21 protein-coding genes and 1 tRNA gene are annotated in these 23,153 nt (G+C 63.9%); 12 read left to right on the top strand and 10 right to left on the bottom strand.

The genetic code is table 11. The features are described 5' to 3' along the window. Nucleotides 1-143 precede the first annotated feature (143 nt). Entirely contained in the window at nucleotides 144-2,252 is a 2,109-nt protein-coding gene (recG, locus tag FNV92_RS17590) for an ATP-dependent DNA helicase RecG (protein WP_143845510.1), read from the top strand. On the opposite strand, the gene panE is transcribed toward recG, so the two are convergent. The 4 genes from panE to glmS form a co-directional block, all read right to left on the bottom strand. Further along, nucleotides 2,249-3,178 (bottom strand): 2-dehydropantoate 2-reductase, encoded by a 930-nt coding sequence (panE, locus tag FNV92_RS17585; RefSeq protein WP_143845512.1) that lies wholly within the window; start codon nucleotides 3,176-3,178, stop codon nucleotides 2,249-2,251. The genes recG and panE overlap by 4 nt on opposite strands. Nucleotides 3,179-3,269: 91 nt before the next feature. Beyond that, a complete protein-coding gene (locus FNV92_RS17580; protein ID WP_015686001.1) occupies nucleotides 3,270-4,127 on the bottom strand; it encodes an NAD(P)-dependent oxidoreductase in 858 nt (285 codons plus the stop codon). Nucleotides 4,128-4,233: 106 nt separating this feature from the next. After that, nucleotides 4,234-5,004: a DUF502 domain-containing protein gene (locus FNV92_RS17575; protein ID WP_143845514.1), complete on the bottom strand. Its 771-nt coding sequence runs from the start codon at nucleotides 5,002-5,004 to the stop codon at nucleotides 4,234-4,236. An 89-nt stretch (nucleotides 5,005-5,093) separates the two neighbouring features. Continuing rightward, the gene (gene glmS / locus FNV92_RS17570; RefSeq protein WP_143845516.1) at nucleotides 5,094-6,920 is read right to left on the bottom strand and encodes a glutamine--fructose-6-phosphate transaminase (isomerizing); all 1,827 of its coding nucleotides are present in this window, start codon (nucleotides 6,918-6,920) and stop codon (nucleotides 5,094-5,096) included. Nucleotides 6,921-7,139: 219 nt separating this feature from the next. Here glmS and FNV92_RS17565 point away from each other — a divergent pair, with 219 nt between their 5' ends. Beyond that, nucleotides 7,140-7,364 carry a hypothetical protein gene (locus FNV92_RS17565; RefSeq protein ID WP_015685998.1) on the top strand — a complete coding sequence of 75 codons (225 nt, stop codon included), beginning with the start codon at nucleotides 7,140-7,142 and terminating at the stop codon, nucleotides 7,362-7,364. 7 nt (nucleotides 7,365-7,371) lie between these two features. On the opposite strand, the gene FNV92_RS17560 is transcribed toward FNV92_RS17565, so the two are convergent. Together FNV92_RS17560 and glmU are read right to left on the bottom strand one after the other, a co-directional pair. Further along, entirely contained in the window at nucleotides 7,372-7,608 is a 237-nt protein-coding gene (locus tag FNV92_RS17560; protein WP_143845518.1) for a hypothetical protein, read from the bottom strand. Next, entirely contained in the window at nucleotides 7,605-8,960 is a 1,356-nt protein-coding gene (gene glmU, locus FNV92_RS17555; protein WP_143845520.1) for a bifunctional UDP-N-acetylglucosamine diphosphorylase/glucosamine-1-phosphate N-acetyltransferase GlmU, read from the bottom strand. The genes FNV92_RS17560 and glmU overlap by 4 nt, the downstream gene beginning before the upstream one ends. A 169-nt stretch (nucleotides 8,961-9,129) precedes the next feature. Between glmU and FNV92_RS17550 the strand changes: the two genes are divergently transcribed. After that, nucleotides 9,130-10,497 (top strand): hypothetical protein, encoded by a 1,368-nt coding sequence (locus tag FNV92_RS17550; RefSeq protein WP_143845522.1) that lies wholly within the window; start codon nucleotides 9,130-9,132, stop codon nucleotides 10,495-10,497. A 92-nt stretch (nucleotides 10,498-10,589) separates the two neighbouring features. Here FNV92_RS17550 and FNV92_RS17545 read toward each other — a convergent pair whose 3' ends face one another. Further along, nucleotides 10,590-10,934 (bottom strand): hypothetical protein, encoded by a 345-nt coding sequence (locus tag FNV92_RS17545; RefSeq protein ID WP_143845524.1) that lies wholly within the window; start codon nucleotides 10,932-10,934, stop codon nucleotides 10,590-10,592. Between the two features lie 301 nt (nucleotides 10,935-11,235). Between FNV92_RS17545 and FNV92_RS17540 the strand changes: the two genes are divergently transcribed. Continuing rightward, nucleotides 11,236-11,616 carry a hypothetical protein gene (locus tag FNV92_RS17540; protein ID WP_143845525.1) on the top strand — a complete coding sequence of 127 codons (381 nt, stop codon included), beginning with the start codon at nucleotides 11,236-11,238 and terminating at the stop codon, nucleotides 11,614-11,616. Here FNV92_RS17540 and FNV92_RS17535 read toward each other — a convergent pair. Further along, entirely contained in the window at nucleotides 11,576-13,201 is a 1,626-nt protein-coding gene (locus FNV92_RS17535; protein WP_186355487.1) for a glycoside hydrolase family 17 protein, read from the bottom strand. The two genes, FNV92_RS17540 and FNV92_RS17535, sit on opposite strands and share 41 nt — an antisense overlap. 262 nt (nucleotides 13,202-13,463) lie before the next feature. Between FNV92_RS17535 and FNV92_RS17530 the strand changes: the two genes are divergently transcribed. The 3 genes from FNV92_RS17530 (at nucleotide 13,464) to FNV92_RS17520 (ending at nucleotide 17,291) form a co-directional block, all read left to right on the top strand. Continuing rightward, nucleotides 13,464-14,057 carry a beta-1-3, beta-1-6-glucan biosynthesis protein gene (locus FNV92_RS17530; protein ID WP_143845529.1) on the top strand — a complete coding sequence of 198 codons (594 nt, stop codon included), beginning with the start codon at nucleotides 13,464-13,466 and terminating at the stop codon, nucleotides 14,055-14,057. A 214-nt stretch (nucleotides 14,058-14,271) separates the two neighbouring features. Next, entirely contained in the window at nucleotides 14,272-16,935 is a 2,664-nt protein-coding gene (locus tag FNV92_RS17525; RefSeq protein ID WP_143845530.1) for a glycosyltransferase, read from the top strand. A 280-nt stretch (nucleotides 16,936-17,215) separates the two neighbouring features. Beyond that, nucleotides 17,216-17,291, top strand: a tRNA-Lys gene (locus tag FNV92_RS17520). A 263-nt stretch (nucleotides 17,292-17,554) separates the two neighbouring features. On the opposite strand, the gene FNV92_RS17515 is transcribed toward FNV92_RS17520, so the two are convergent. Next, nucleotides 17,555-18,220, bottom strand: a complete 666-nt coding sequence (locus FNV92_RS17515) for a methyltransferase domain-containing protein (protein ID WP_143845531.1) — start codon at nucleotides 18,218-18,220, stop codon at nucleotides 17,555-17,557. 852 nt (nucleotides 18,221-19,072) lie between these two features. On the opposite strand from FNV92_RS17515, the gene FNV92_RS17510 reads away from it, so the two are divergent. From FNV92_RS17510 to FNV92_RS17500, 3 genes are all read left to right on the top strand, one after another. Continuing rightward, on the top strand, nucleotides 19,073-19,270 hold the full coding sequence (locus tag FNV92_RS17510; RefSeq protein WP_244623683.1) for a hypothetical protein: 198 nt from the start codon (nucleotides 19,073-19,075) through the stop codon (nucleotides 19,268-19,270). A 462-nt stretch (nucleotides 19,271-19,732) separates the two neighbouring features. Continuing rightward, entirely contained in the window at nucleotides 19,733-19,876 is a 144-nt protein-coding gene (locus tag FNV92_RS17505; protein WP_158324548.1) for a hypothetical protein, read from the top strand. 1,345 nt (nucleotides 19,877-21,221) lie between these two features. Next, a complete protein-coding gene (locus FNV92_RS17500) occupies nucleotides 21,222-21,464 on the top strand; it encodes a hypothetical protein (protein WP_143845533.1) in 243 nt (80 codons plus the stop codon). Nucleotides 21,465-21,471: 7 nt separating this feature from the next. Here the strand turns inward: FNV92_RS17500 and FNV92_RS17495 are convergent, their stop codons facing one another. Beyond that, the gene (locus FNV92_RS17495) at nucleotides 21,472-22,140 is read right to left on the bottom strand and encodes a hypothetical protein (protein WP_168213668.1); all 669 of its coding nucleotides are present in this window, start codon (nucleotides 22,138-22,140) and stop codon (nucleotides 21,472-21,474) included. A gap of 273 nt (nucleotides 22,141-22,413) precedes the next feature. Between FNV92_RS17495 and FNV92_RS17490 the strand changes: the two genes are divergently transcribed. Further along, the gene (locus tag FNV92_RS17490) at nucleotides 22,414-22,584 is read left to right on the top strand and encodes a hypothetical protein (protein WP_167527501.1); all 171 of its coding nucleotides are present in this window, start codon (nucleotides 22,414-22,416) and stop codon (nucleotides 22,582-22,584) included. Nucleotides 22,585-22,868: 284 nt separating this feature from the next. Continuing rightward, nucleotides 22,869-23,108, top strand: coding sequence for a hypothetical protein (locus FNV92_RS17485; RefSeq protein ID WP_015685981.1), 240 nt, complete (start codon nucleotides 22,869-22,871; stop codon nucleotides 23,106-23,108). Nucleotides 23,109-23,153: the final 45 nt, after the last annotated feature.

The following is a 23,153-nucleotide window of genomic DNA, read 5'->3' as shown; positions in this document are numbered from 1 at the left end:
TAGCCATTGCGACCGGCTGTGTCAGCCCGCGATTTACGCTTTCAACCTGCTCTGGCTCGCCACCGCCGCAGGGCACGAAAAAAGCCGTGGATGCCAGGCATAAAGCCGGGCATGACGGGGCGAAACGATCCTAGATTCACCTGATGCGCCCCAGCCTGCTCAATCCGCTGTTTGCTCCCGTGACCAGCCTGCCCGGCGTCGGTCCGAAGCAGGACAAGCTGCTGCAGTACCTGCTCAGCCGCAACGAGTCGCCACGGCTGGTCGATCTGTTGCTGCATCTGCCGAGCCAGGTCATCGACCGCCGGGCGCGGCCGAAGATTCGAGATGCCGTGCAGGGAACCATGGTGACGCTTGAGGTCACCGTCGACCGTCACCGCCCGCCCCCGCCGCGCAACGCGCGCGCGCCGTATCTGGTCTATGCCAGCGACGACACCGGCGACGTCGTGCTGACCTTCTTCCGCGCCAAGCCCGGCTATGTCGAAAAGCTGCTCCCCGTGGGCGAGAAGCGCTACGTCTCCGGTACTCTGCAGACGTATGACGGCATCCCGCAGATCGTGCATCCCGATCGCGTGCTGGACGAAGAGGCGATCTCGAAACTCTCGGGCATCGACCCCGTCTATCCCCTGACCGAAGGCCTTGCGCTCGGCTCGCTGCGCCGCGCGGTCGCGCAGGCCTTGCAAAAGCTCCCGGCCTTGCCGGAGTGGATCAGCCCGGAGGTGATGCGCCGCTGCAGCTTCCCACCGATCAAGGAGGCGCTCAACCGCGTGCACCAGCCGGTCGAGCTTACGGACATCCTGCCCGAGAAACCATTCTGGTCCCGCCTTGCCTTCGACGAACTGCTCGCCGGCCAGCTCGCGCTGGCGCTGATCCGCGCGCAGTTGCGCCGCCCGGCCGGCGTGCGCAACGCCGGCGACGGGCACCTCCGCAACAAGATCATCGACGCCCTGCCCTATGCCCTGACGCTGTCCCAGCGCGACGCAGCCGCGGCGATCGCGAACGATCTGCAGCAGCCCGTGCGGATGCTGCGCCTGCTCCAGGGCGACGTCGGCTCCGGCAAGACCGTGGTGGCGCTGCTCGCTGCCGCCGCCGTCACCGAGGTCGGCAAGCAGGCCGCGCTGATGGCGCCGACCGAAATCCTGGCGCGTCAGCACATCAAGACCATCGCGCCGCTCGCCGAGCGTGCGGGGATGCGGGTCGCGATCCTCACCGGCCGCGAAAAGGGCAAGGAGCGGCGCGAGATCATCGCGCGGCTGGCCGACGGCGAGATCGACCTCCTCGTCGGCACCCACGCGCTGATCCAGGACGATGTGATCTTCCATGATCTCGCGCTCGCCATCGTCGACGAGCAGCACCGTTTCGGCGTGCGCGAGCGCCTCGCGCTGACCTCGAAGGGCGAAGCGGTCGACGTGCTGGTGCTGAGCGCAACCCCGATCCCGCGCACGCTGGTGCTGACCTATTTCGGCGACATGGACATCTCCGAGCTGCGCGAAAAGCCCGCCGGCCGCCAGCCGATCGAGACCCGCACCATCTCGATGAGCCGCCTCGAGGAGGTCACCGACAGCATCGGCCGCGCGCTGCAGGCGGGCAAGCTGGTCTACTGGATCTGTCCGCTGGTCGAGGAATCCGAGGCCGAGGGCACCGAGCATCTCACCAACGCAACCAAGCGCTTCGAGAACCTGCAGAAGCGCTTCGGCGATCGCGTCGGCCTCGTCCACGGCCAGATGAAAGGCACCGAGAAGGATCGCGTGATGGGCCAGTTCGCCGCCCACGAGATCGGCCTGCTGGTCGCGACCACCGTGGTCGAGGTCGGCGTCGACGTGCCGGCCGCCACCATCATGGTGATCGAGAATGCCGAACGCTTCGGCCTTGCCCAGCTGCATCAGCTGCGCGGCCGGATCGGACGCGGCTCGGAAGCCTCGACCTGCCTCTTGCTCTACAGCGAGCAGCTCGGCGAGATGTCGAAGGCGCGGCTGAAGGTGATCCGCGAGACCACAGACGGTTTTCGCATCGCCGAGGAGGATTTGAAGCTGCGCGGCGAAGGCGACGTGCTCGGCGTGCGCCAGAGTGGCCTGCCCGGCTACCGCATCGCGCGCCCCGAGATCCACGGCCAGCTCATCACCCAGGCGAGAGACGAGGCGCTGCGCATCCTCAAGGACGACCCGAAGCTGAAGGGCGAGCGCGGCGAAGCGCTGCGCTGCCTGCTGTATCTCTACGAGCGGGACGAAGCGATCCCGCTGATCGGGGCCGGCTAGCCTGCCGCTCTTCGGCGCCCGACCTCGTAGGCCGCCAGATGCGCGCGGGCCAGATCCAGCAACGGCGTGTCGATGCCGAGCGTACGGGCCCGGTTGGCCATATCGCCGAGGATGTGCTCCGCCTCTGTGATCGAACCGCGCTCGATATCGCGCAGCATCGAGGCCTTGAGCGGCGAGTCCAGGGTGGTGAAGAGTTTTCGGTCAAACTCGATGAACGGCGCCCGCGGCTCAAATCCCGAAGCCGTCGCGACGGCGCAGCATTCGGCGAACAGGCGGAAAATAGACTGCTCGCCGTTCGGCACGGCCAGGATGTCGCCGATGCTCGCGCGCATCAGGCAGGTGATGCCGGCGAGCGTCGTGAGCTGAACGAATTTCTCCCACATGTCCTGCATGATCGCTTCGCTGGCGCGCACGTCGATGCCGGGGACGTGGAGCAGTGTCTCCAGTGCGAGCGCGCGCTCGCTCAGCGAACCATCGATCTCGCCGAAGACGATGGTCTGATTGGCCATGAATTGAACGACGCGTCCCTCCGCATCGAGCCCGGCACTGACATTTGCGAGCCCGCCGAGGACGCGGCTCGCGCCGAACCGCGCGGTCAGGGCGTCGATATGCTTCAGCCCGTTGAGGATCGGCAGGATCATCGTGCTGGAACCGACCGCCGGCGTAAACTGGCTCATGGCGTCGTCGAGCGAATAAGCTTTCACGCCGACGAGCACGACGTCGAAGGTTTCCTTGAGATCGTCAGCCAAGATGAGTTTCGGCTGCACGGCAAAGTCGCCATGCGGGCTCACGACCTCCAATCCGTTCCGGCGCAGTTGCTCGGCGCGCTTGGCGCGAACAAGGAAGGTCACGTCGCCGCCGGCCCTGATCACGCGAGCGCCGTAATAACCTCCAAGCGCTCCCGCGCCAATCACGAGCAATCTCATTCGAACTCCGATGACAGACAAACTATTTCCGCAGACGTCGTAGCAGACGGGCCTCGCGACGTCTCCTCCCGTCATTGCAAGCGCTGCATCGTCACACTTTCTTCCGCGCGATACCTGCCGCGAAAGCCTTCATCAGCTCCGTATCCGCCGCCTCGCCTTTCGCGTCGTCAGCGAGATGCTCGAACCAGCGCGCAAATCCCTCGTAGACCTGGCTGGCGGGATGATCGGGTCCAAGGAAGCCGGAAATCTCCCGCATCTCCGCGACCCAGCGATAGGCCTTCGGGACCATGTCCGGCAGGGCCACTTCGAGCCGGGCCAGAACGGCCGGCTGGCTCAGCGCGAGTTCGTCGCGCAGCGCGTCCGCCGCGCCCGCTTTCGTTGCCGCGACCACCATCGCCGAGCCGATGCCGGCGAGGCCCTTGACGATGCCGGCATAGGACATCTTGAGCGCGGAGGCCGCGCCGACCGGTCCCTCGACGATTCGAACGTCGAGGCCGAAATCCTTCAGCACCGCAACGTCGCGGGCGTGCTCGCCCGACAGGTAGAATGCCGGGCTCTTGCCGCCGGGCTGCGGCGGGAAGCCGATGATGCCGCCGTCGACGAACGGTGCCTGCGCCGATCCGATGATCTCCTCGATCCGCTGCACGGTGTCGACATTGACGGCATTGCAATCGACCACGACCGGCTTCTTCTTGCGCCGGACGATAAGTGCCGCCAGCCGCTCGGCCAGCGCCACCGCCTCGCCCGGCGGCACGATCGAAAGGATGATGTCGGCATCAGCGATCGCGTCGTCCTCGGCGCCGATCATGCCGGCGTCTGCGGCACGTTTCAGCGTGGCTTCACTGCGCCCCTGCAACGACGTCAGCACGCGCGCGCCGTTCTCGCTGAGCCGGCGGGCCACCGCGCTGCCCATGGCGCCGGGCGCGAGGATCGCAATGGTTTTGGACATCGTGCACTCCAGGTCGAATTCCGAGCGAGACGCTCAGTTCAACCGGAACACTAGCAGAGGATGCGAACGCTTACGTGACCGACCGCCATCCCGCGCGGGAATGGCCTTATTCCGCCTTCGCGGGCTCGGGCTGCAGCGTGGAGGCATTGGCAATTCGCGCGGCATTCGCCATGCCCGCCAGCGCCGCCGCTTTCTTCGGGTCAGGCGCCGAGCCCGGTTGCACCACGCCGGCCGACATGATCAGCGTCGCGGCATCCTCGGTGCTCATCTCGACCTCGACGATCTTGCTCTTGGGCACGTAGAAGAAGAAGCCCGTGGTCGGGTTCGGCGAGCACGGCAGGAACACGGAGACATGCTCCTCCTGCCCCGGCAAGCTGCGCGCGACCTCTTCGTTCGGTGACTGCGAGATCAGCACGATCGACCACATGCCCGGCGAGGGAAACTCGACCAGCCCCACTTTGCGAAAGCTCGAGCCCTTGCCCGAGAACAGCGTCTCGAACACCTGCTTCAGGCCGCGATAGATGGCGCGGACCGCCGGAATCCGGCCGAGGAAGGTCTCGCCAATATCGACCAGCGTCCGGCCGATCAGGTTGGCGGCGAGGAATCCGACCAGTGTCAGCGTGAAGAATGCGACAATCAGTCCCCAGCCGGGAATGACGTAAGGCAGATAGGTTTCCGGCCGATAGGCCAGCGGCACGAACGGCCGCACCACGCCGTCAACCCAGGTGACGAACCACCAGACCAGATAAAGAGTGATCGCGATCGGCCCCGTCACAATGAGGCCGGTCAGGAAGTAATTGCGGAATCGGCCGATCAGGCCGGTATGCGGTTCGGGCGCGGGATCAAGCGGCGCAGGCGTGTCGTCGCGGGCGGTCATTCGGGTTCCAAGTCGGTCGCTGCAGTCAAGCTAGGGTCTTCTAGCAGGTTTTGGAAGACCACCTAGCGTTCCGGCCGGATCCCTTCTGCCTATTCCACGGTCACCGATTTCGCGAGGTTGCGCGGCTGGTCGACGTCGGTGCCCATGATGACAGCCGTATGGTAGGCGAGCAGCTGCACCGGGACGGCATAGACCATCGGCGTGAACGCCGCCGCCATGTCGGGCATGACGATGGTGACGAGGGATTCGACCGTCGCCTCCTCCGCGCCCTTGGCGTCGGTCATCAGGATGATCTTGCCGCCGCGCGCGGCGACCTCCTGCATGTTGGAGACGGTCTTTTCGAACACCCGGTCGTAGGGCGCGATCACGACGACCGGCATGGTCTCGTCGATCAGCGCGATCGGGCCGTGCTTGAGCTCGCCGGCGGCGTAGCCCTCGGCATGAATGTAGGAGATCTCCTTCAGCTTCAGCGCGCCTTCGAGCGCCAGCGGGAAGCTGGTGCCGCGGCCGAGATAGAGCACGTCGCGCGATTTCGCGATCTCGCGCGCCAGCTTCTCGATCTGCAGCTCGGTGGTGAGCGCATCCGACATCAGGCGCGGGATCTCGACGAGGCCGTGGACGAGCTTGGTCTCGTCCTCGTCGGACAGCTCACCTCTGGCCTTGCCGGCCGCGATCGCGAGATTTGCCAGCACCATGAGCTGGCAGGTGAAGGCCTTGGTCGAGGCAACGCCGATCTCGGGGCCGGCCAGCGTCTGCAGCACGGTCTCGCTCTCGCGCGCGATGGTCGAGGTCGGCACGTTGACGACGGCGATCGTGTGCACGCCTTCGGCCTTGGCATAGCGCAGCGCGGCCAGCGTGTCGGCGGTCTCGCCCGATTGCGAGATGAAGATGGCCAGATCGCCCTTGCGCAAGGGCGCCTCGCGATAGCGGAATTCGGAGGCGACATCGACCTCGACCGGCACGCGCGCAAAGCGCTCGAACCAGTACTTTGCGACGAAGCCGGCATAGCTCGCGGTGCCGCACGCCGTGATGTTGATGCGCTGGATATTCTTGAAGTCGAACGGCAGCTTGACCGGCAGCGCGACGCGCTCGGTCGCCATGTCGACATAGCGCGCCAGCGTATGACCGACGACTTCCGGCTGCTCGTGGATTTCCTTGGCCATGAAGTGGCGGTAATTGGCCTTGTCGACCAGCGAGGTCGAGGCGGCGTGCTTGATCTTCTCGCGCTGGACGGCGTTGCCGTCCTTGTCGAAGATCGTCGCGCTCTTGTGGGTCAGCACGACCCAGTCGCCGTCCTCGAGATAGCTGATCGTGTCGGTGAACGGTCCGAGCGCGATGGCGTCGGAGCCGAGATACATCTCGCCGTCGCCATAACCGATCGCGAGCGGCGGGCCGTTGCGGGCGCCGATCATCAAATCGTCCTCGCCCGCGAAGATGAAGCCGAGCGCGAAGGCGCCGCGCAGCCGCGCCAGCGTCAGCTTCACTGCTTCGACCGGCTTGTTGCCGCGCCTGAGCAGATCGTCGACGAGATGCAGCACGATCTCGGTGTCGGTCTGGGTGTGGAAGACCGTGCCCTTCTTCTCGAGCTCCTCGCGCAGCTCGCGGAAATTCTCGATGATGCCGTTGTGGACCACGGCGACACGCTCGGTCGCATGCGGATGGGCGTTGTTGACGGTCGGCTTGCCGTGGGTGGCCCAGCGCGTGTGACCGATCCCGGTCGTGCCCTTGAGCGGCTCGGCTTCGAGCCGCTTCTCTAGATTCTTCAGCTTGCCCTCGGCGCGGCGGCGCTCGAGATGCTTGCCCTCGAGCGTGGCGACGCCCGCGGAGTCATAGCCGCGATATTCAAGACGTTTGAGCGAATCCACCAATTGCTCTGCAACCGGCTCGCGCCCGAGAATGCCGACAATCCCGCACATGCGGATCAATATCCCCCAAATCGTCGAAAAATCGCCTAAACGACGCGCTCGGTTTTTAGCGAAGTTCGTAAGGAACCAGATACTCAATAATTATTGCTGATTGAGACAGCATCGGGCAGCCAGCGCTTCGCCTGCGTCGAACTGGCAGGCCTTAGACCGCGCGCATTAACGCCTTGTCAACAAATTTGGCCAACCCTTCCGTGTCGAGGAGAGAAGGCCATGAAAAGCTCGTCCGACCGCAAAGGTCTGTCATCGATGCACACCAGCGAAACCACCGGCACGCACCTTGCGCATTGGCCGCCGCCTCTGCGCAGCATGGAGCGTGGCAAGGACAGCAAGCCCGTCCTCGTCACGCAGGCTGCCGGCGAGCCGGTAAAGCGCGCCAGGCCGCGCGGCTGGCGTCTGAATCGCGCGATGTTCTCGGACGTCGCCGACGACGACTAGCGAAACCTCACCACCCCAGCACCAGGGCAACCCCAAGGACAACAGCGAAGGCCCAGAACGCTATTCCAATGACCAAAGCTGCCAGTTCGTGGTCTTGCGGGTGGCGTACGCCGATCTGTTCCAGCACCCATCGTCCCGGCGGCACAATGACGTGTTGGACAAAGACGTTGAATATATAGGTGTCTTGGTCCACGAGCGCGCCGCCCGAACGATACGGAGGAATGGCTGGGAATCGGCCGCTCATTTCTCCGGTTTCTTGCCGCTCGTCTTCAGCTCGCGATAACGCGCGGCGCCGCCTTCCCTGATGGTTTGCTGGTTGCGTTCCAGCGCCATGGCGTCGTCTGGGACGTCGCGCGTGATCACCGAACCGGAGCCGATATAGGCGCCGTTGCCGATTCTGACGGGCGCCACCAGCGAGGAATTGGTGCCGACGAAGGCTCCCTGCCCAATGACGGTCTTGTGCTTCTTGAAGCCGTCGTAGTTGCAGGTGATGGTGCCGGCGCCGATGTTGGAATTGGCGCCGATCGTGGCATCACCGATGTAGGAGAGATGGTTGACCTTGACGCCGGCCTCCAGTGTCGCCGCCTTGGTTTCCACGAAATTGCCGATCCGCGCGCCGTCGCCAAGCGAGGTGCCGGGCCGCAGCCGCGCATACGGACCGATCGAGACGTTCTTGCCGAGCGTGGTCTGCACGATATGCGAGAAGGAATGGATCACGGTGCCGTCGGCGATCGACACGCCGGGGCCGATCACGACGAACGGCTCGATCGTCACGTCCTTGCCGAACACGGTGTCCGCGGACAGGTAGACCGTCTCGGGCGCGATCAGGGTCACGCCGGCTTCCATCGCGGCCTTGCGCAGCCGCGCCTGCATCACGCCTTCCGCCTCGGCGAGCTGCGCCTTGGTGTTGATGCCGCGCACCTCGTCCTCGCTGGTTTCGATCACCACGGACTCCCATCCCTGTTCACGGACGATGCCGACCGCGTCCGTCAGATAATATTCGCCCTTGGAATTGGCATTGCCGATCTTGTCGAGGATCGCCAGCGCGCGGCGGCCGTCGATCGCCATCACGCCGGCGTTGCACAGATCGATCTTGCGCTCCGCTTCGCTGGCATCGGCCTGCTCGCGGATCGCGACCAGGCGATCGCCCTCGACGATGAAGCGGCCATAGCCGGTGGGATCGGCGGCGCGAAAGCCGAGCGCCGCGATCGCAGCACCTCCGGCGAGCGGCACGCGCAGTCGCGCAAAGGTCTCGGCCGAGATCAGCGGCGTGTCGCCGAACGCGATCAGCAGATCGTCGACGCCGCGCGCGATGGCCTCGCGCGCCGCCAGCACCGCATGCGCGGTGCCGAGCCGCTGGCTCTGCACGAAGGTCAGCACGTCCGGCCGGATGCGCCTCGCCTCATCCGCGACCGCCTGGTGGTCGGGGCCGATCACGACGGCGAGCGAGGTGCCGGTTCCCTTCGGTGCTGCGGCAAGCACATGCGCGAGCAGCGTCTGGTGTGCGACCGGATGCAGCACTTTCGGCAGTTGGGAGCGCATGCGCGTGCCTTCACCGGCGGCGAGCACGATCGTGAGGCTGGAGCGGACGGTCATCGAAATCCTGTCAGATGCGGCCGAATCAATGGGCGGCGGGGTCAGCGGCGTCATGAGCTGCTGCCTTGCTACCCCCGCAAACGCCCGGAATTCAAGTGCGACACGCTTTTCCTGTTAATGTTCCCTGATTGATTCGGGGAAGCTGTTCGGGGCTGGGCACTTAACGTTCATGGCAAAGGATTCCGACCCATTGGCGGACGCCTTCGGCAACAAGGAGACCGGCGGGCTGTTCTCCGGATTCCTGGCCGAGGAAAACGAGTTCGACCGCCGCACGATGTGGCGGCTGGGCTCGTGGAGCTTCGCCGCCATCGTCGCGATCACCGTCGCGGTCATGTCCAACCAGGCCCAGCTCGGCTGGCACCGCGACCAGATCGCGGCCGCCGATCTGTCGCGCCAGGCCGACCGGCTCCAAGCGCTGACCAAGGAAAGCCAGAGCGAGGCCCGCCGCCTCGCCTCCGCCGTCGAGACCCTGAACTCCGATCGTGACCGGCTCTATTCGCGCGTCACCGTGCTGGAGCAGGGGCTCGATTCCGTCACCGGCGCCATCGCCAGGCAAAGTGCGAAGCCGCAGGACACACCGGCAGCTGATGCGCAGACACCGCCAGCGGCGCCCAGCGTCGCGCCGGTCGCCTCGATGCCCGCGCCATCCCCCGACAAGCCCCGCGCATCGAAGGACCAGGCGAAGGAGCCGGCAAAGGATAGCGTGAAGGAGGCGGCCAAGGAGCCGTCGGCCCCGCCGCCGCAAACCGCTGCTGCCGCTTCGCTCGTATCGCAGGCCCCGGCAACGACGTCGGCCCTGCCGATGCTGCCGCTGGTGCCGTCCAAGTCGATGATGGCGCCGCCTGATCCCGCCGCGTCCAGGCTGGTTCAGCCCGAAGCCACCGAGAAGTCGACCGAGAAGAAACCCGAGCCGGCGACCGCCCCGACCGAAATGGCGGCCGCAGCAGCCAAGCCGGCCGAAGCAGCCGAGACCGAGTCACCGGCGATCGCCGTCCAGCAGACGCGCTTTGCGATCGATCTCGGCGGCGCCAATTCGATCGACGGCCTGCGTGCGCTCTGGCGCGGACTGAGCAAATCCAATCCGGAGATCGCGGCGCTGCGGCCGATCATCATGATCAAGGAAGGTGCCACCGGCCTCGGCATGCAGCTGCGCCTGGGAGCCGGCCCGCTCGTCAACGCCGCCGCGGCCGCGAAGCTCTGCGCGGGCCTTGCCGAGAACGACCGTCACTGCGAGACCACCGTGTTCGACGGCCAGCGCCTGTCGCTGCGCGGTCAGGACAAGGGACAGGAGAAGACGCAGGACAGAGCCCAGGATAAGAACGCCGAGAAGAACCAGGACGCGGCGCCGCAAGCCGAGACCGCTCCAGTGCCCGCCCCCGCCGCCAAGCCGGACAAGCACCGCCGCGGCTATTCTTCCAAGCGCTCGTCGAAGCGCGAGGAGCCCGTACCTGTGCCTGCGCCCGTGGCGCAGCCGGCCGCACCTGCCAAGCCGGAAGCGTCGGCGGGATCGACGCTGTCGTCGTTCTTCAGACGGTAGCGAGTCCGAGCAGGCGGAACGATTGATCGCTGCCCCCTTTTGCCTGTCTGCGATCTGCATTTCATGCGTCGTCCATTTGAGAAGGAGTCGTTTCAATGCGCTTGAAGTCTCTCATTGCCGTTGCCGGGATGGCCTTTGCCTGCAGCGCGCAAGCCGCTCCGCAAGGCTTCTACGGCAAGACCTTGCGCGTTTACTGGAATGAAGCGAGAAGCCAGCGCGTGCAGGGTGAAGGCGCCTTCAAATCGGTCTCCATCCCGCTGTCTTTTACCGTCTATGTCAGCACCAAGGGCCAGCTGTTCAAACGCCTGACCTCGACGACGGCGTCCGGACGCGCCACCGGCTCGAAGGACCGCGTCGGCGACGCAGGAAGCGGCGCCGACGGCGCCGGTGCCGTGACCTTCCAGGGCAACACGCTGATCGCCACCGGCAACAATCACGGTCTCGGTCGCAGGATCCGCATCACGTTCGACGGCGGTTCGTCGTGCAGCGCCGAGGTGCTGACGGGCAAGGCCGGAGCAGGCGCGGCAACGGTCCGCAGCAAAACGCCACCGGCAAGATGCTCGAGCTTGAATCCGTGTCGGCCGGGCCGGCGTCATGCTCGGTGCAAGACGGCAACGCCTTCGCCAATTAGCGTCGTTCGGATCGGCCGGCGAAAACAACGACGCGTGCGCGGCCGGGTGGACAGAAAAATCCACCTGCCCTGTTGCCCCCTCCGGCCATCCCGACCATATTGCGGCCATGACAAAAAAGCCCTTCCGCCTCACGCCCTACCAGGTGCAGTTCCTGATCGTCGTCGGCTTCGCCTCCGTCGGCTATGCGCTTTACTTGCGTTATCTCGGGATCGAACTGTCGACGGTCGGGCTCGCGTGCGACGCCGGCCTGCAGACGATGATCTGCAAGGCGCGCTCGGTCTCGACGGTGCTGTTCAAGAATTCGGTGTTCGGCATCGTCGCGCTGGTGGCGGCGACGCTCAACCTGATGCGGCCGTCGATCGTGCTGCTTACCGTCGGCATCATCGCCGCCGGCCTCGGCATCGTGCTCTACAACGTGGTGCTGGCGGGCCTTGCGATCGGCCTGTTCATTCTTGGATTTGCTCGGCCCGCGCCCGCCACAGCGTGAGCGCGAACAGGAAATAGATCGCGCAGGTCCACAGCGACTGCCAGTTGTCGCGGCCTTCGTTGAAGAGCACATAGGTCGCCGACAGCGCGAGCACCCCGGCGAACACGGATTCCGCGATCGGACGCTGACCGATCTGTGGCCGATTCAGCATCAGCAGCGCAAACGGCACCACCGCCATCGTCAGCGAGGCGTAGGGAAAGTCGTGGTAGCGCGGGTCGAACACGAAGGCGAGCGCGGTCTGCGCCGCGATCACCGCTGTCACCGCCAGCGTCAGGCCGAGCACGGCAGTCAGCTTCGACCATTTGCGGCCCTCGCGCGGCCCGAGCAGATCAAGGAAAGTCGGAAGGCTGCGGCCGATCACCATCGCCTGCGCGCAGAAGATCGGCGACAGGATGCCGGCGAGCAGCAGCGCACCCCAATGCAGCCAGCCCGCCCAGCCGTAGCTCTCATAGTACATCTTGTCGGCACCGACCCCGAGCAGAATGCCCGCTGACGTCGCCGAGATCGCGACACCGAGCCAGGCCGAGAAGCGCGGCGTCCAGGGGCGCCGCCGCAGCGTCAGGCCCGCGACCGCGAACACCAGCACGCACAGGCCCATGCCGACGCCCATGTACCATTTCCAGTACGGGAAATTGCTGATCGGCTGGCCCGGCGGATATTTCAGGTTACGGCGAACCGAGTCGTAGAGACCCCAATAGCCCCCGACGGTGCCTTCCAGCTTGCGCTTCCAGGGCTGGTCGTAGGACTCGATCAGATTGACGCGGAACTTCTGCGCCTTCGCAAGGCTCAGGATTTCCGAGACGACGCGGGCCTGGTTGGCGCGCGACGGCAGCGCGCCCTCGCGCATGCGTCCCTCGCTCGGCCAGCCGGTCTCCCCGATCAGGATCTCCTTGCCGGGGAAGGCCACCGCCATCCGCTCGCGGATCGCCTCGACATGGCTGGCTGCGAATTTGGCCTTCACCGGAAAATCCTCCCAATAGGGAAGGATGTGGATCGTGACGAAGTCGACGGCGTCATAGACCTCGCGATTGCGGAGCCAGAACTCCCAGACGTCGGCGTAAGTGACGGGCACGCTGACCTGTGCCTTCACCGAGCGGATGATGGAGACGAGGTCCGCCGTCGTCATCTCGCCGCGCAGCAGCACCTCGTTGCCGACGATGATGCTGGTGATGACACCGGGGAAATCCTTGGAGAGGCGGACCGCGAGCGCGGCCTGCTCGAAATTCTTGCTGCGGTTGCTGGAGAGCCAGATGCCCTGAAGCACTTTCAGCCCGCCGATCCTCGCCGCGATCGCAGGCACCTGGTCGAGCCCGTTCTCCATCGAATAGGTGCGGACGCAGTCGGTGATTTCTTTCAGCTGTCGCAGATCCTGCTCGATCTGGTCGGCCTCGATATGGGTCCATGCGTTGAGCGGCGACTGCTCGCCGCGGAACGGCGCGTAGGACACGCATTGAACTTTGTCGCTGGGATCGATAGGCGCGCGCGCGAGCGTGATCGGTGTGGCAAGCCACCACCACGCGGCGGCAATCGCGCCCAGTGAGACGAGCAGAAGCGCCAGTGGCGTACGAAGTGAAATCGGTTCCATCCTCCGCGGAGCGCCGTCGATTACCTGCATCCACGCCGTCTGCCAAGGGGGTAACGGGCGACCGATCCGCTCCTCCCCCGCGGAATTCTGCTGCGGCCGTTCGACCGAGGCCTAGGATCGTGACTTTGCTGGACAAAATTCGAAATACAGGTCATGGGATTTTGCGGGACTTTTCCGCCCCATTGGAGACCCATTTGGACGCCATCACCGGCGCATCCGCGGGATCCTGACGCGGGCGGTCAGCGGAGATATTGGGGAATTCATGCGGCAACGGGTGCGTCAGTTTCGAAATGCGGTCCTGCGGCAGTTCGCCGCCACCTTGGCCGCCTCCTCGCTGGTCGTGATGGTCAGTCTCGGCGGCGCTTCCGCCCAGAGCGGTACGCCTGCCCCCGACCAGGGCAAGGCCGCCGCCCAGCCCGCCGACGCCGCCGCCAAGGACGCCGCCCAGAACCAGCGCCGCACCGACGAGTTCGCCGAAGCCGCCCAGGTCATCAACGGGCCGGCCGGCAATCCCGAATGCGTCTGGCTCGGCCGGCGCGTGGTGCGGCTGATGTGGCGCGACGACCTCGATACCGCGTTCCGCCATCTCGACCTCTACGACCGCTTCGGCTGTCCCGGCGGCCACATCCAGGCGGCCTTCCGCTGCCTGACCCGCTTTGGCGGCCAGATCGATCCCAAGGTCGCCGAGACCCTGGACAGCCGTGTGCACGCTTGCTGGATCAACCCGGCCTCCCAGCCGCAGCAGGCGGCGGCCGCAGCTTCCCAGCCGGCAGCGCCGACGTCGGGCAGCGCACAGCCGCAGCCGGCCGCCAGCCCCTCGCCCGCGGCAAGCCCGACACCGGCGCCCCCAAAATAGCCGCGATCGTTTCAGCCGCCGTTCATGAACGATCGGCGATAGCTATCGTCGGCACTGCCGCGCGTTTGCAAGGAGCCATGCCCTCATACCGTCATGAGGCCATGACAGTTGTGAAACAGCGCGGCAGAGGTATGCTCCATTTGCCGCGGACTCGGTCGGATCTCGGGGTCGGATCCGCTTCCCTGCCACCCCAGCCCCTTTTGGTTTAGCCGCGATGCGCGTTGTCGCCGCCGTTCTGTTGCTCGTGACCGCGCTCCATGCCGGGCTGTGGGGAGTCCTGCGCGACAAGGAACCCGCGCCGGACTTCAAGGGCCTGTTGCCGAGCCTCTCCTACACTCCGTTCGAACCCGGCCATGTCGTCGACAACAACGTCGATCCCGACAAGATTCGCGCCGACATGAAAAAGCTCTCCACCATCACGCGTGCCATCCGCTCCTACTCGGCGACGGAAGGCAACGAGTTGGTGCCGCCAATCGCCGCCGAATTCGGCATCAAGGTCACGGTCGGCGCCTGGATCGACAAGGACCCGGATCGCAACGAGCGCGAGATCAAGGCCGCTATCGAGCTTGCCCGCAAGAACAGCAACGTCAACGGCGTCGTCGTCGGCAACGAGGTGATTTACCGCGGCGAGCAGAAGGTCGAAGACCTCATCAACATGATCAAGAAGGTGAAGGGCTCTGTCCGCGTGCCCGTCACCACCGGCGAGATCTGGAACATCTGGCGCGACAATCCCGATCTCGCCTCCAACGTAGACTTCATCGCCGCCCACGTGCTGCCCTACTGGGAAAACTTCCGCTCGAACCAGGCGGTCGATCAGGCCGTCGATCGTTACGAACTCCTGCGCAAGCTGTTTCCCGGCAAGCGCATAGTGATCGCCGAATTCGGCTGGCCGAGCCAGGGCTACAATTTGCGTAACGCCGACCCGGGTCCGTTCCAGCAGGCGCTGACCTTGCGCAATTTCGTCAGCCGTGCCGAAGCCATGGGCATGGAGTACAACATCGTCGAGGCAATCGATCAGCCTTGGAAGTATTTCGAAGGCGGCGTCGGTCCGTATTGGGGCATCCTCAACGCCAGCCGCGAGCCCAAATTCGCCTGGACCGGCCCGGTGGAGAATCCCGACTATTGGAAGCTGATGACGATCGCGCTGCTGGTCGGCGTTCTGCTGTCGCTGCCGATCCTGCGGATCGAGCAGCCGACCGCGCGGCAGGCGTTCCTGCTGTCGGCGACCGCCAACGGCGTCGGCGCCTGGGCCGCCACCGTGTTCGCGTTCTGGAACGGTCACTATTTCATCTTCGGCTCGGCCTTCGCCCTGACGCTCGGCATGATCCTGCTCGTTCCCCTCGTCCTCATCGCGATGGCGCGGATCGACGAGATCGCAGCGGTCGCCTTCGGCCGGCCGCCGCAGCGGCTGCTCACCAAGAACAAGCCGGTCGCGAACGTGCCTGAGAATTACTGCCCGAAGGTCTCGATCCACATCCCCGCTTATTTCGAGCCGGTCGAGATGCTCAAGCAGACACTCGATGCGCTGTCGCGGCTGAACTATCCGAACTACGAATGCGTCGTCATCATCAACAACACGCCGGACCCCGCCTTCTGGCAGCCGATCCAGGACCATTGCCGCGCGCTCGGTGAACGCTTCAAGTTCATCAACGCCGAGAAGGTGCTGGGCTTCAAGGCCGGTGCGCTGCGCATCGCCATGGACCGCACCGCCGTCGATGCCGAGATCATCGGCATCCTCGATGCCGACTATGTCGTCGACCCCGACTGGCTGAAGGACCTGGTGCCGGCGTTCGCCGATCCAAGCGTCGGCCTGGTGCAGGCGCCGCAGGAGCATCGCGACGGCGACCTGTCGATCATGCACTACATCATGAACGGCGAATATGCCGGCTTCTTCGACATCGGCATGGTCCAGCGCAACGAGGTCAACGCCATCATCGTGCACGGCACGATGTGCCTGATCCGCCGCGCCGCGATGGACATGGCCGGCGGCTGGTCGAGCGACACCATCTGCGAGGATTCAGACCTCGGCCTTGCGATCCAGGAGCTCGGCTGGACCACCCATTACACCAACCATCGTTACGGCCAGGGCCTGCTCCCCGACACCTACGAGGCCTTCAAGAAGCAGCGTCACCGCTGGGCCTATGGCGGCCTGCAGATCGTCAAGAAACACTGGCGCCATTTCCTGCCCGGCAAGAGCCGGCTGACGCCCGACCAGAAGCGCGAATACGGCCTCGGCTGGCTGAATTGGCTCGGCGCCGAAAGCCTCGGCGTGGTCGTGGCGCTGCTCAATCTCATCTGGGTGCCGATCGTCGCCTTCGCCGACATCGCCATCCCCGACAAGATCCTGACGCTGCCGATCATCGGCGCCTTCATCGTCTCGCTCGCGCACTTCCTGTCGATGTACCGCGCGCGCGTTGCGATCAAACCCGGCCAGATGCTGGGCGCCATGATCGCCGCGATGAGCGTGCAGTGGACGGTGTCGCGCGCGGTGGCGCAGGGTCTCATCACCGAGCACATCGCGTTCGCGCGCACCTCCAAGGGCGGCCTGTCCAGCATGTCGATCGAGTTCCAGGCGTTCTGGGAGGCCGTGATCGGCGCCCTGCTGCTGATCGGCGCCGGCGTCCTGATCGCCTCCAACAGCTTCCGGCAGATCACCGAGATCTACATCTTCGCCGGCGTCCTGGTGCTGCAGAGCCTGCCGTTCCTGGCGGCGGTGGCGATCGCCATCCTCGAGCTCAGCCGCATCAACTCGTTCCAGTTCTGGCGCGACAGCGCGATCCGCACCGCCGAGCTGATCGGCCTGCGCCCGGTCGCGCTGCCGACGCCCGCCGGCACCGTGCAGCCGGTGCCGAGCGAGGTCCGGCGCGAGGTGAAGTGACGGGAAGCGCAGTTCGGCGTGGATGACGGCCCGTCAACCAGGTTGAAAATCTGCCCTTAAGCTGCGGATGGCGCGAGCAAATCCCCGCTCCTGCCGCGAGTTTCGGCAGCCGCCCCTGCTATTGACCTCGGCGCCCCATCCCCCTACACAGCGCGGGCCGAAAGCATGATCCGGAAACAGCCGGTTTTCCCCGCGACGCAAATTGAGCGCTGCGGCAAGACATGCTTCTCGAATGTCCGAAGACGATGGCGATCGATCGCAAAGCCATCAGCGGCCATGGGAGCGCGTAGCTCAGCCGGTAGAGCACGTGACTTTTAATCACGGGGTCCTGGGTTCGAGCCCCAGCGCGCTCACCAAACAAATTCAATAGCTTACGATAAAATATGAACTGATTGACAAAGCTCTGTGTCTGCACCGCGTCTGCAAATCGATTGCCTGTCTGCATGTCGAGGATGGCGGCCCGGGAGTTGCCCGCCATGATCTCAAGCCCTGCCCGCTCCTCTGGTATGTCGCCTGCTCGGCCAGATCCAAGCATAACCGCTCAGGCGCCCGAGTTCGACGATGTTCTGCTGATGCTGCCCCCATGGGCGCCGATCAGACTCGGGCTCGCCAGCAATCGTCAAGAGTTGATGCGTGCAAAACTAAATTGCTGACTTCCTCGCTCCCGTGGGTCTGGCCCCTGCTCGGTTGAACAGTACCCCTCGTGCGCCGCGACAAATGCGCTTTCTGAGATCCAATGGCGCTCATATTTGACCAGCTTGTCTTTTGCCGTCGGCATTTGTCCCGGTCCGTTGTCGCTGAGTAATGAGGTCTGCACCTCCGCTTTAGCTGCACCGTCACTGATTGGCACGCGGTACCAGACCATCTTCGCCGCGCGAGCAGCACATAGAGCTTTCACGGTACCAATCGGATCGTCGACATACTGGATGGCACCATTCGAGTGCATCAGGTCGATACTTCCAAGCCAGTCAGCGGCCTTCTCGATGTCATCAAAGAACATCAATTGGTCAGTCGCCAATTCACTAGCCCGATAAACCATCGCCGATGTCTCGACAACAGCCCAACGAATACCAGGCGATTGCTGCCTCGCAAGCTTGTAGTGAATGCCTGCGCCGCCGCCGAAATCGAGGACGGCGGCCAGGTTCGCGACGAGAGGCCAATCTCCGGTTGGTTGAAAAGCAACAGTTTTCCGGTAGATAGTCTCGATCAGCTCCTCGCTTTTGTATCCTTCGATCACCTCGCGAGGCCGAAACAGCCTACGACGCAATTTCTGTATCAAACTCATAGGCGGGTTGATCCCGGTGTCTATGGTTGCAGTACCAGGCAGACACAATCACCAACATTTAGAAATGTACAGTCCAAAAGAAGAACAATTGCGATTGGTACTTTGCACGCGGCGGTTTGACGCATTTTCGCTTGTTCGAACGCGAGAATGACTATTACCTACCGCCTGAGCTGTTGGGCACTGCCATTATGGACGATAGGAAGAAGCCGAAGATTGGCTTGATAGGCATCAATCCGAAGGCAGATGCTGAGAGGCTGAGGGCCCAACTGAAGCTGCTCGACGATCTCTCATCCGAGACGAAAAAAGCGCAAGGGTGTCGGCCTCGCCCGCCCAATGGTTCAGACGAGTCAGACTGACGATATCAAAGCGAAGACCACGGTTTTCCACGCCCACGACGCGCAGTAGCTCCCTGGCATTCCGAGCCACCAGCAATCGACAATTTGACTCCGCGCGATCGGCGCCAGTCTTGGGGGATGTCTCGCCCCGCCCGACAGCGCGCCCGCACCGGTTCCGACGGCCGCCCGTCAAGATCACGTTTGGCGAAATGCGCGCGATGGGCCTGCGCGGCGTTTTGATCTATTTCCAATGCGGGCATCACATCGCATTGAACGCTGATCGCTGGCCGGACGAGGTGCGTTTGTCCGACCTCGAACCGCGCTTCGTGCGTCGGGGGTTGCGGCGGCCGCGCCGCCGACGTGCGGCCCGACTTCGAGCGAGGTGACTTGCGGCTGGCAATCAAGAGGCATCCACAACCAAAACGACCAACGGCTGGGGACGACCGTTCGAGGCGCCGATCGAGATTGACGGCCGCGAGCTGGTGACGCTGCGGGATGCCGCGAGTACATCACAGCGTTGCCGAAGAACGAGCACGACGCGCCAGAATGGCACACCGCGATGAAAGCATTGCTCCCGGTGGTCGAGCGCGGCGGCCCAACGATGTTCGCGCGGATCGGCGTCCTGCTGGCTCTAAATCGGCACCACGTCGTCGAATTCAATCCGAAGGGAAAGGAACCACATTGGGGCAGGCGCAAGCTCAAGAAGGATCAATGACCACCGTCTTCGTGCCCATGGGGAAAAGCCGCAGCGCGGTTCCAGCCCCACTGCGGCATTCCCGGACACAATAGAAATAGGTACTCAAATCTCGCCGGTGTTCTTCTAATAGAACACCCCGTTCCGAAAATGGACTCCGGACAACTACTGGAATCCGATCTTCTACGTATTGCCGCTTGAGGGCGAACATGACACGCCTGAATGTTCCAGCCCCCAATGCTCCCGGCTGCCGATCCGATTGCGGATATGAGCGCCGGGAGTACTAGGCCCGCCATCGTGAGCCGGCGCATAGTGTTTTCCACACTCACAACGCACAGTGGCTCTGGCGCGCGTTCCGAGGCTTAAGGGACAACCGAGCGCCCTGCTCAATATTGCTCAACCGTGGGGCGTAGTGGAAATGCCGGCAGGAACCCGGTATCAACCAAACGGTTGACGTCGCTCCTCCTTCGCGGTCTTTCCCTGATGCAAAACACGATTTCGACGCTCATCGCGCTGGCGGGCTTGGGACTCGCTCTTCTCGGCGGGTGGCTGCTTTGGGGACCGCTTAGCGTGCTGATTATCATCGGCGGCGCGCTGTTCACGTTCGGCCTGGTCACGATCGATTAGCCAAATCGGCCCCGCGCCTTGGGGTCCGCACCTACTCCTTGGCGCGAGGCCAGAGGCCTGCCAATTGCACCCGGCGGCCGGCGCATGGTGCACACGGCCTGTTAATCCAGCCAGTTCAATATGTGAGCTTGGGACGGGGCCGTGGGGGACATGCGCGGCCTTGTTCGAGGTGAGGGCCCGCCGACAGCAGCCAGCCCGGCGGGCCTTCCCTCACCCTGTTAAGCCTGCGGATGGTTGTGAAATAGTTCATATTGCAAGCTGAAAGCGCGGGAGTAGGATCATCTCACCGGGGCTGGCTGCATATTTCACTTAGATCTTTTTCACCCGGTTTTTTTGACAAGCGCGAGCCACAGTCTGCCCCCCAGACTGCGGCTTCGCGTTTCAGCTTCCAGTTCTCGGAGGTTCAATGGCAACTGAATACTGCCTAATTGTTCGTGCTGCTGGAAAACAACTCGACCTGTTGCGGGGCGAAGCTTCCCGGATCGCAAAAGCCGCGAAAGCCGGCTGGTGGACCGACCGAGCCGAGGTCGGAACCAAATTCTGCTTTGAAGATGCCAAGGCGAGAGACACTTTCGCGCTCGCTTGCGACAGCTTCGGTATCACGTGCCGAGGAAGCTAGTCTCAAAAATATCCGCCGACTTTGTGAGCCGGCGGGAGTTGAGACTTGGAGATTAAGCGATCGGGCTCCGATCGCTCTTGAGATACTGCTGGCTCAGCTTGACTTCACCGTGGCAAGTCTCCGCTCGATGCACCACCGGGCGAACGTGAGCCGCTGAAGCGCCCATAGAGCTCTGATCAGTCGCACTTCACCGCCCCCTGATCCGGTTCGCTCTGGCGCCAGTGTCGTCTGCAAGGTCGTGCGCGTCGGCGAGGTGGGGCTTGGTCACGCCATCACCGTATGCTGCCAGTCTTGGTGCCCGACCTGTTTGACCAAGCCATCGCGATCGCCAATGCCAATCTCCGCGTGGTCTAGCTCCAGGTCGCGCCGGCCGCCGCCAGTCTACCGGGAATAGCCGCCACCTCCATTGACAGATCGAGGCTGCCAAGAGATTGGCTCAGCCGGCCCGTCATCCTCTATAGGATCGTCGTCCTCCAGTCGTCGTCGGTCTCGTCCTCCGGCTCCAACTCCAGTTGGTTCTCGGACAAATCCAGAAACCGGATAAGCCGGGCCAAATTGGGACGCACGCCGATGCGCCACCCAATTCAACCACGTTTCCATCCCTGGATTACGGTGACAGTGCACTGAACGTTTGAGTTCGCTTCGCCCCCCTCCCGCACCGTTGCCAACCAACGCCAATGGGCGCACGCTCTCCCGGCGCGTTAGACGCAAATCAGGGAGAGCGACATGAAGGAACCGGGCCTGGACGGGCGCCACCGTGACAAGGATGGCACGATCGGCAAGAAGCACGGCAACACGCTGGTCGGCACGCTGCGCAAGATCTACGGCAAGGGGTTTGCGGCCGGGTATCCGGATACGAAACAGCTCAATGAGGTCCTGGCTCAGTTGAACGAGACGTCGCTCAGCCAATTGCGGCGCGATCACGACACCGGGCATCTCGGGCGCAAGATCGATCAAGCCTCGAAGTGACCCGTCCTCAGCTTTCCGGGGCTGAAGCCGTGGCCGGCATGCTCAGCGGAGCGCCGCCAACCGAAACGGGCCCGACGGATTTCGACTGCCGGACCATCCGTTTGCGCATCGCCGCGGACAATCCGTAGCGCGCGTTCGCTCGCCGGATGGAGGAGGTGACGTCCGACAGCATTGCATTTTGCAGCGAGTCCACCTTTGCGATGAGCGTGGACAATTGCGAAGATATCTTCCTCACGTCGACCCGTTCGTCGGTGATGCTCTGCCGCAGCGACAGCAACACCATCGAATCCTGCTGCAGCAGGGCCGCATTTTGCTGCAATGCCTGGTTATTCTCCTGCAGCGAAGCCGTGTGCTGCTGCTGGGCAGACTGAATGTCCTTCAAGGCAGCGGCAACCGGATCCGACTTTGGCACGGAGGCTTCCAGGCGCGGAAGCATTTCAGCCAGACTGCCGACATTCAGCGACGAAAAATCGGACGGCAACGTGTAGACGGCCGCCGAGCCATTGATGGCCAGGGCACACACCGAAAGCGCCAGGATCGATTTCCGGCTGGACCGCTTGATCGGTTCCGGAGCTTCCGGAATTGTGGGGTCGGGTGCTGCAGCTGCCGCTGCGAGTGCGGCGGGGTCGAACTGTTCGACCAGGCCTTGCGCTTCGGATGTCGTGGTCACGGGCATTGACCTCAAATGAAAGCAAAAGGAAGCCGACGCCGAAACGTCCTCGCGACGCTCCCTCTACGCAGCACCCACTTACGTACAACTATCCAGAATTGTGGGCTTTTCCGCTTAATTCCACGTTAGCGACGTGGCCGCCTGCCATGCCCGGCCACCCCGGTCGAATACGGAGTGGGTGCGACGGAATCGGTCATGGGCAACCTGCTTCGCACCGCTACAAAGCTGCAGACAACGCCTGCAAAAAGTGTAGGATTCACGAAAATCGGGAGGAACGGCATGTTTGAAATCAGCGGTTTCGACACGGCGGGAGTCGTCAGCCTCAAGCGGCCGACACTGGCCGCCGCCCTCAAGAAAGCCAGGGAGCTGGTTGAGGACGGATGCTGGGACGTTCAGGTCGTTGATCCCGGTGGCCAGGTCTACACGTCGTTCGAGGAGCAAGCCGCTTAACAGCGCACGCTCCGGGCCTTCCGACATCCGGCGTGAAAAACCCCAGCGCTTGGTGGAGCGCTGGGGCGTTTTCGAAATATCGATCGATGAATATCGATTGATGAAACATCGGCTGGTCGCGCAATGGCACGTTGATAGCAGCGATCGCGTTGGACGTTTGTGGACTGCTTCACACGGCAGCGCCAATGACTGCCAACGTGCAGAACTCCTGACCGGCTTCCCGCGTCTATTGTTTGTGTGATCGAACGCCGCGCGCTAGCTTGAGCCTTTTTACGGAGGCTCATTTGAGACCCGTCATCTTCATCGCCGCTATCGCGCTGCTTGCAATGGCCCCTGCCCGCGCGCAGCCGCTGGTCGATCCGAGCAAGGTCGCTCCCGAATTTCGGGAGGCGGCCGAAAAGCGGCGGGCCGAACAGATCCGCCAGCGCGAATGCGCGCTGAAGGCGGACCTCGACAAGGTGCTGCCGCGCGATCGCACCGACTATCTCAACCATTGCCTCGATGCGATCGCGGCCAAGCAATAGTTCAGGCAAATCGCTGCGGTCGGGTCAGGACCGAAGCGCGATGCC

It is taken from the genome of Bradyrhizobium cosmicum (assembly GCF_007290395.2).
Lineage (GTDB): Bacteria > Pseudomonadota > Alphaproteobacteria > Rhizobiales > Xanthobacteraceae > Bradyrhizobium > Bradyrhizobium cosmicum.
Note: the sequence above shows the minus strand (reverse complement) of the source record. Positions and strands in the feature narration are given on the sequence as shown.

What these genes read in the sequence shown, in the direction of transcription:
- FNV92_RS17560 (WP_143845518.1), bottom strand. Translation starts at nt 7,608, where the DNA reads ATGAGCGGCCGATTCCCAGCCATTCCTCCGTATCGTTCGGGCGGCGCG.
- FNV92_RS17565 (WP_015685998.1), top strand. Translation starts at nt 7,140, where the DNA reads ATGAAAAGCTCGTCCGACCGCAAAGGTCTGTCATCGATGCACACCAGC.
- recG (WP_143845510.1), top strand. Translation starts at nt 144, where the DNA reads ATGCGCCCCAGCCTGCTCAATCCGCTGTTTGCTCCCGTGACCAGCCTG.
- FNV92_RS17535 (WP_186355487.1), bottom strand. Translation starts at nt 13,201, where the DNA reads ATGGAACCGATTTCACTTCGTACGCCACTGGCGCTTCTGCTCGTCTCA.
- FNV92_RS17490 (WP_167527501.1), top strand. Translation starts at nt 22,414, where the DNA reads ATGTTTGAAATCAGCGGTTTCGACACGGCGGGAGTCGTCAGCCTCAAG.
- FNV92_RS17495 (WP_168213668.1), bottom strand. Translation starts at nt 22,140, where the DNA reads ATGCCCGTGACCACGACATCCGAAGCGCAAGGCCTGGTCGAACAGTTC.
- FNV92_RS17540 (WP_143845525.1), top strand. Translation starts at nt 11,236, where the DNA reads ATGACAAAAAAGCCCTTCCGCCTCACGCCCTACCAGGTGCAGTTCCTG.
- FNV92_RS17550 (WP_143845522.1), top strand. Translation starts at nt 9,130, where the DNA reads ATGGCAAAGGATTCCGACCCATTGGCGGACGCCTTCGGCAACAAGGAG.
- FNV92_RS17575 (WP_143845514.1), bottom strand. Translation starts at nt 5,004, where the DNA reads ATGACCGCCCGCGACGACACGCCTGCGCCGCTTGATCCCGCGCCCGAA.
- FNV92_RS17505 (WP_158324548.1), top strand. Translation starts at nt 19,733, where the DNA reads ATGCAAAACACGATTTCGACGCTCATCGCGCTGGCGGGCTTGGGACTC.
- panE (WP_143845512.1), bottom strand. Translation starts at nt 3,178, where the DNA reads ATGAGATTGCTCGTGATTGGCGCGGGAGCGCTTGGAGGTTATTACGGC.
- FNV92_RS17500 (WP_143845533.1), top strand. Translation starts at nt 21,222, where the DNA reads ATGAAGGAACCGGGCCTGGACGGGCGCCACCGTGACAAGGATGGCACG.
- glmS (WP_143845516.1), bottom strand. Translation starts at nt 6,920, where the DNA reads ATGTGCGGGATTGTCGGCATTCTCGGGCGCGAGCCGGTTGCAGAGCAA.
- FNV92_RS17525 (WP_143845530.1), top strand. Translation starts at nt 14,272, where the DNA reads ATGCGCGTTGTCGCCGCCGTTCTGTTGCTCGTGACCGCGCTCCATGCC.
- glmU (WP_143845520.1), bottom strand. Translation starts at nt 8,960, where the DNA reads ATGACCGTCCGCTCCAGCCTCACGATCGTGCTCGCCGCCGGTGAAGGC.
- FNV92_RS17580 (WP_015686001.1), bottom strand. Translation starts at nt 4,127, where the DNA reads ATGTCCAAAACCATTGCGATCCTCGCGCCCGGCGCCATGGGCAGCGCG.
- FNV92_RS17515 (WP_143845531.1), bottom strand. Translation starts at nt 18,220, where the DNA reads ATGAGTTTGATACAGAAATTGCGTCGTAGGCTGTTTCGGCCTCGCGAG.
- FNV92_RS17530 (WP_143845529.1), top strand. Translation starts at nt 13,464, where the DNA reads ATGCGGCAACGGGTGCGTCAGTTTCGAAATGCGGTCCTGCGGCAGTTC.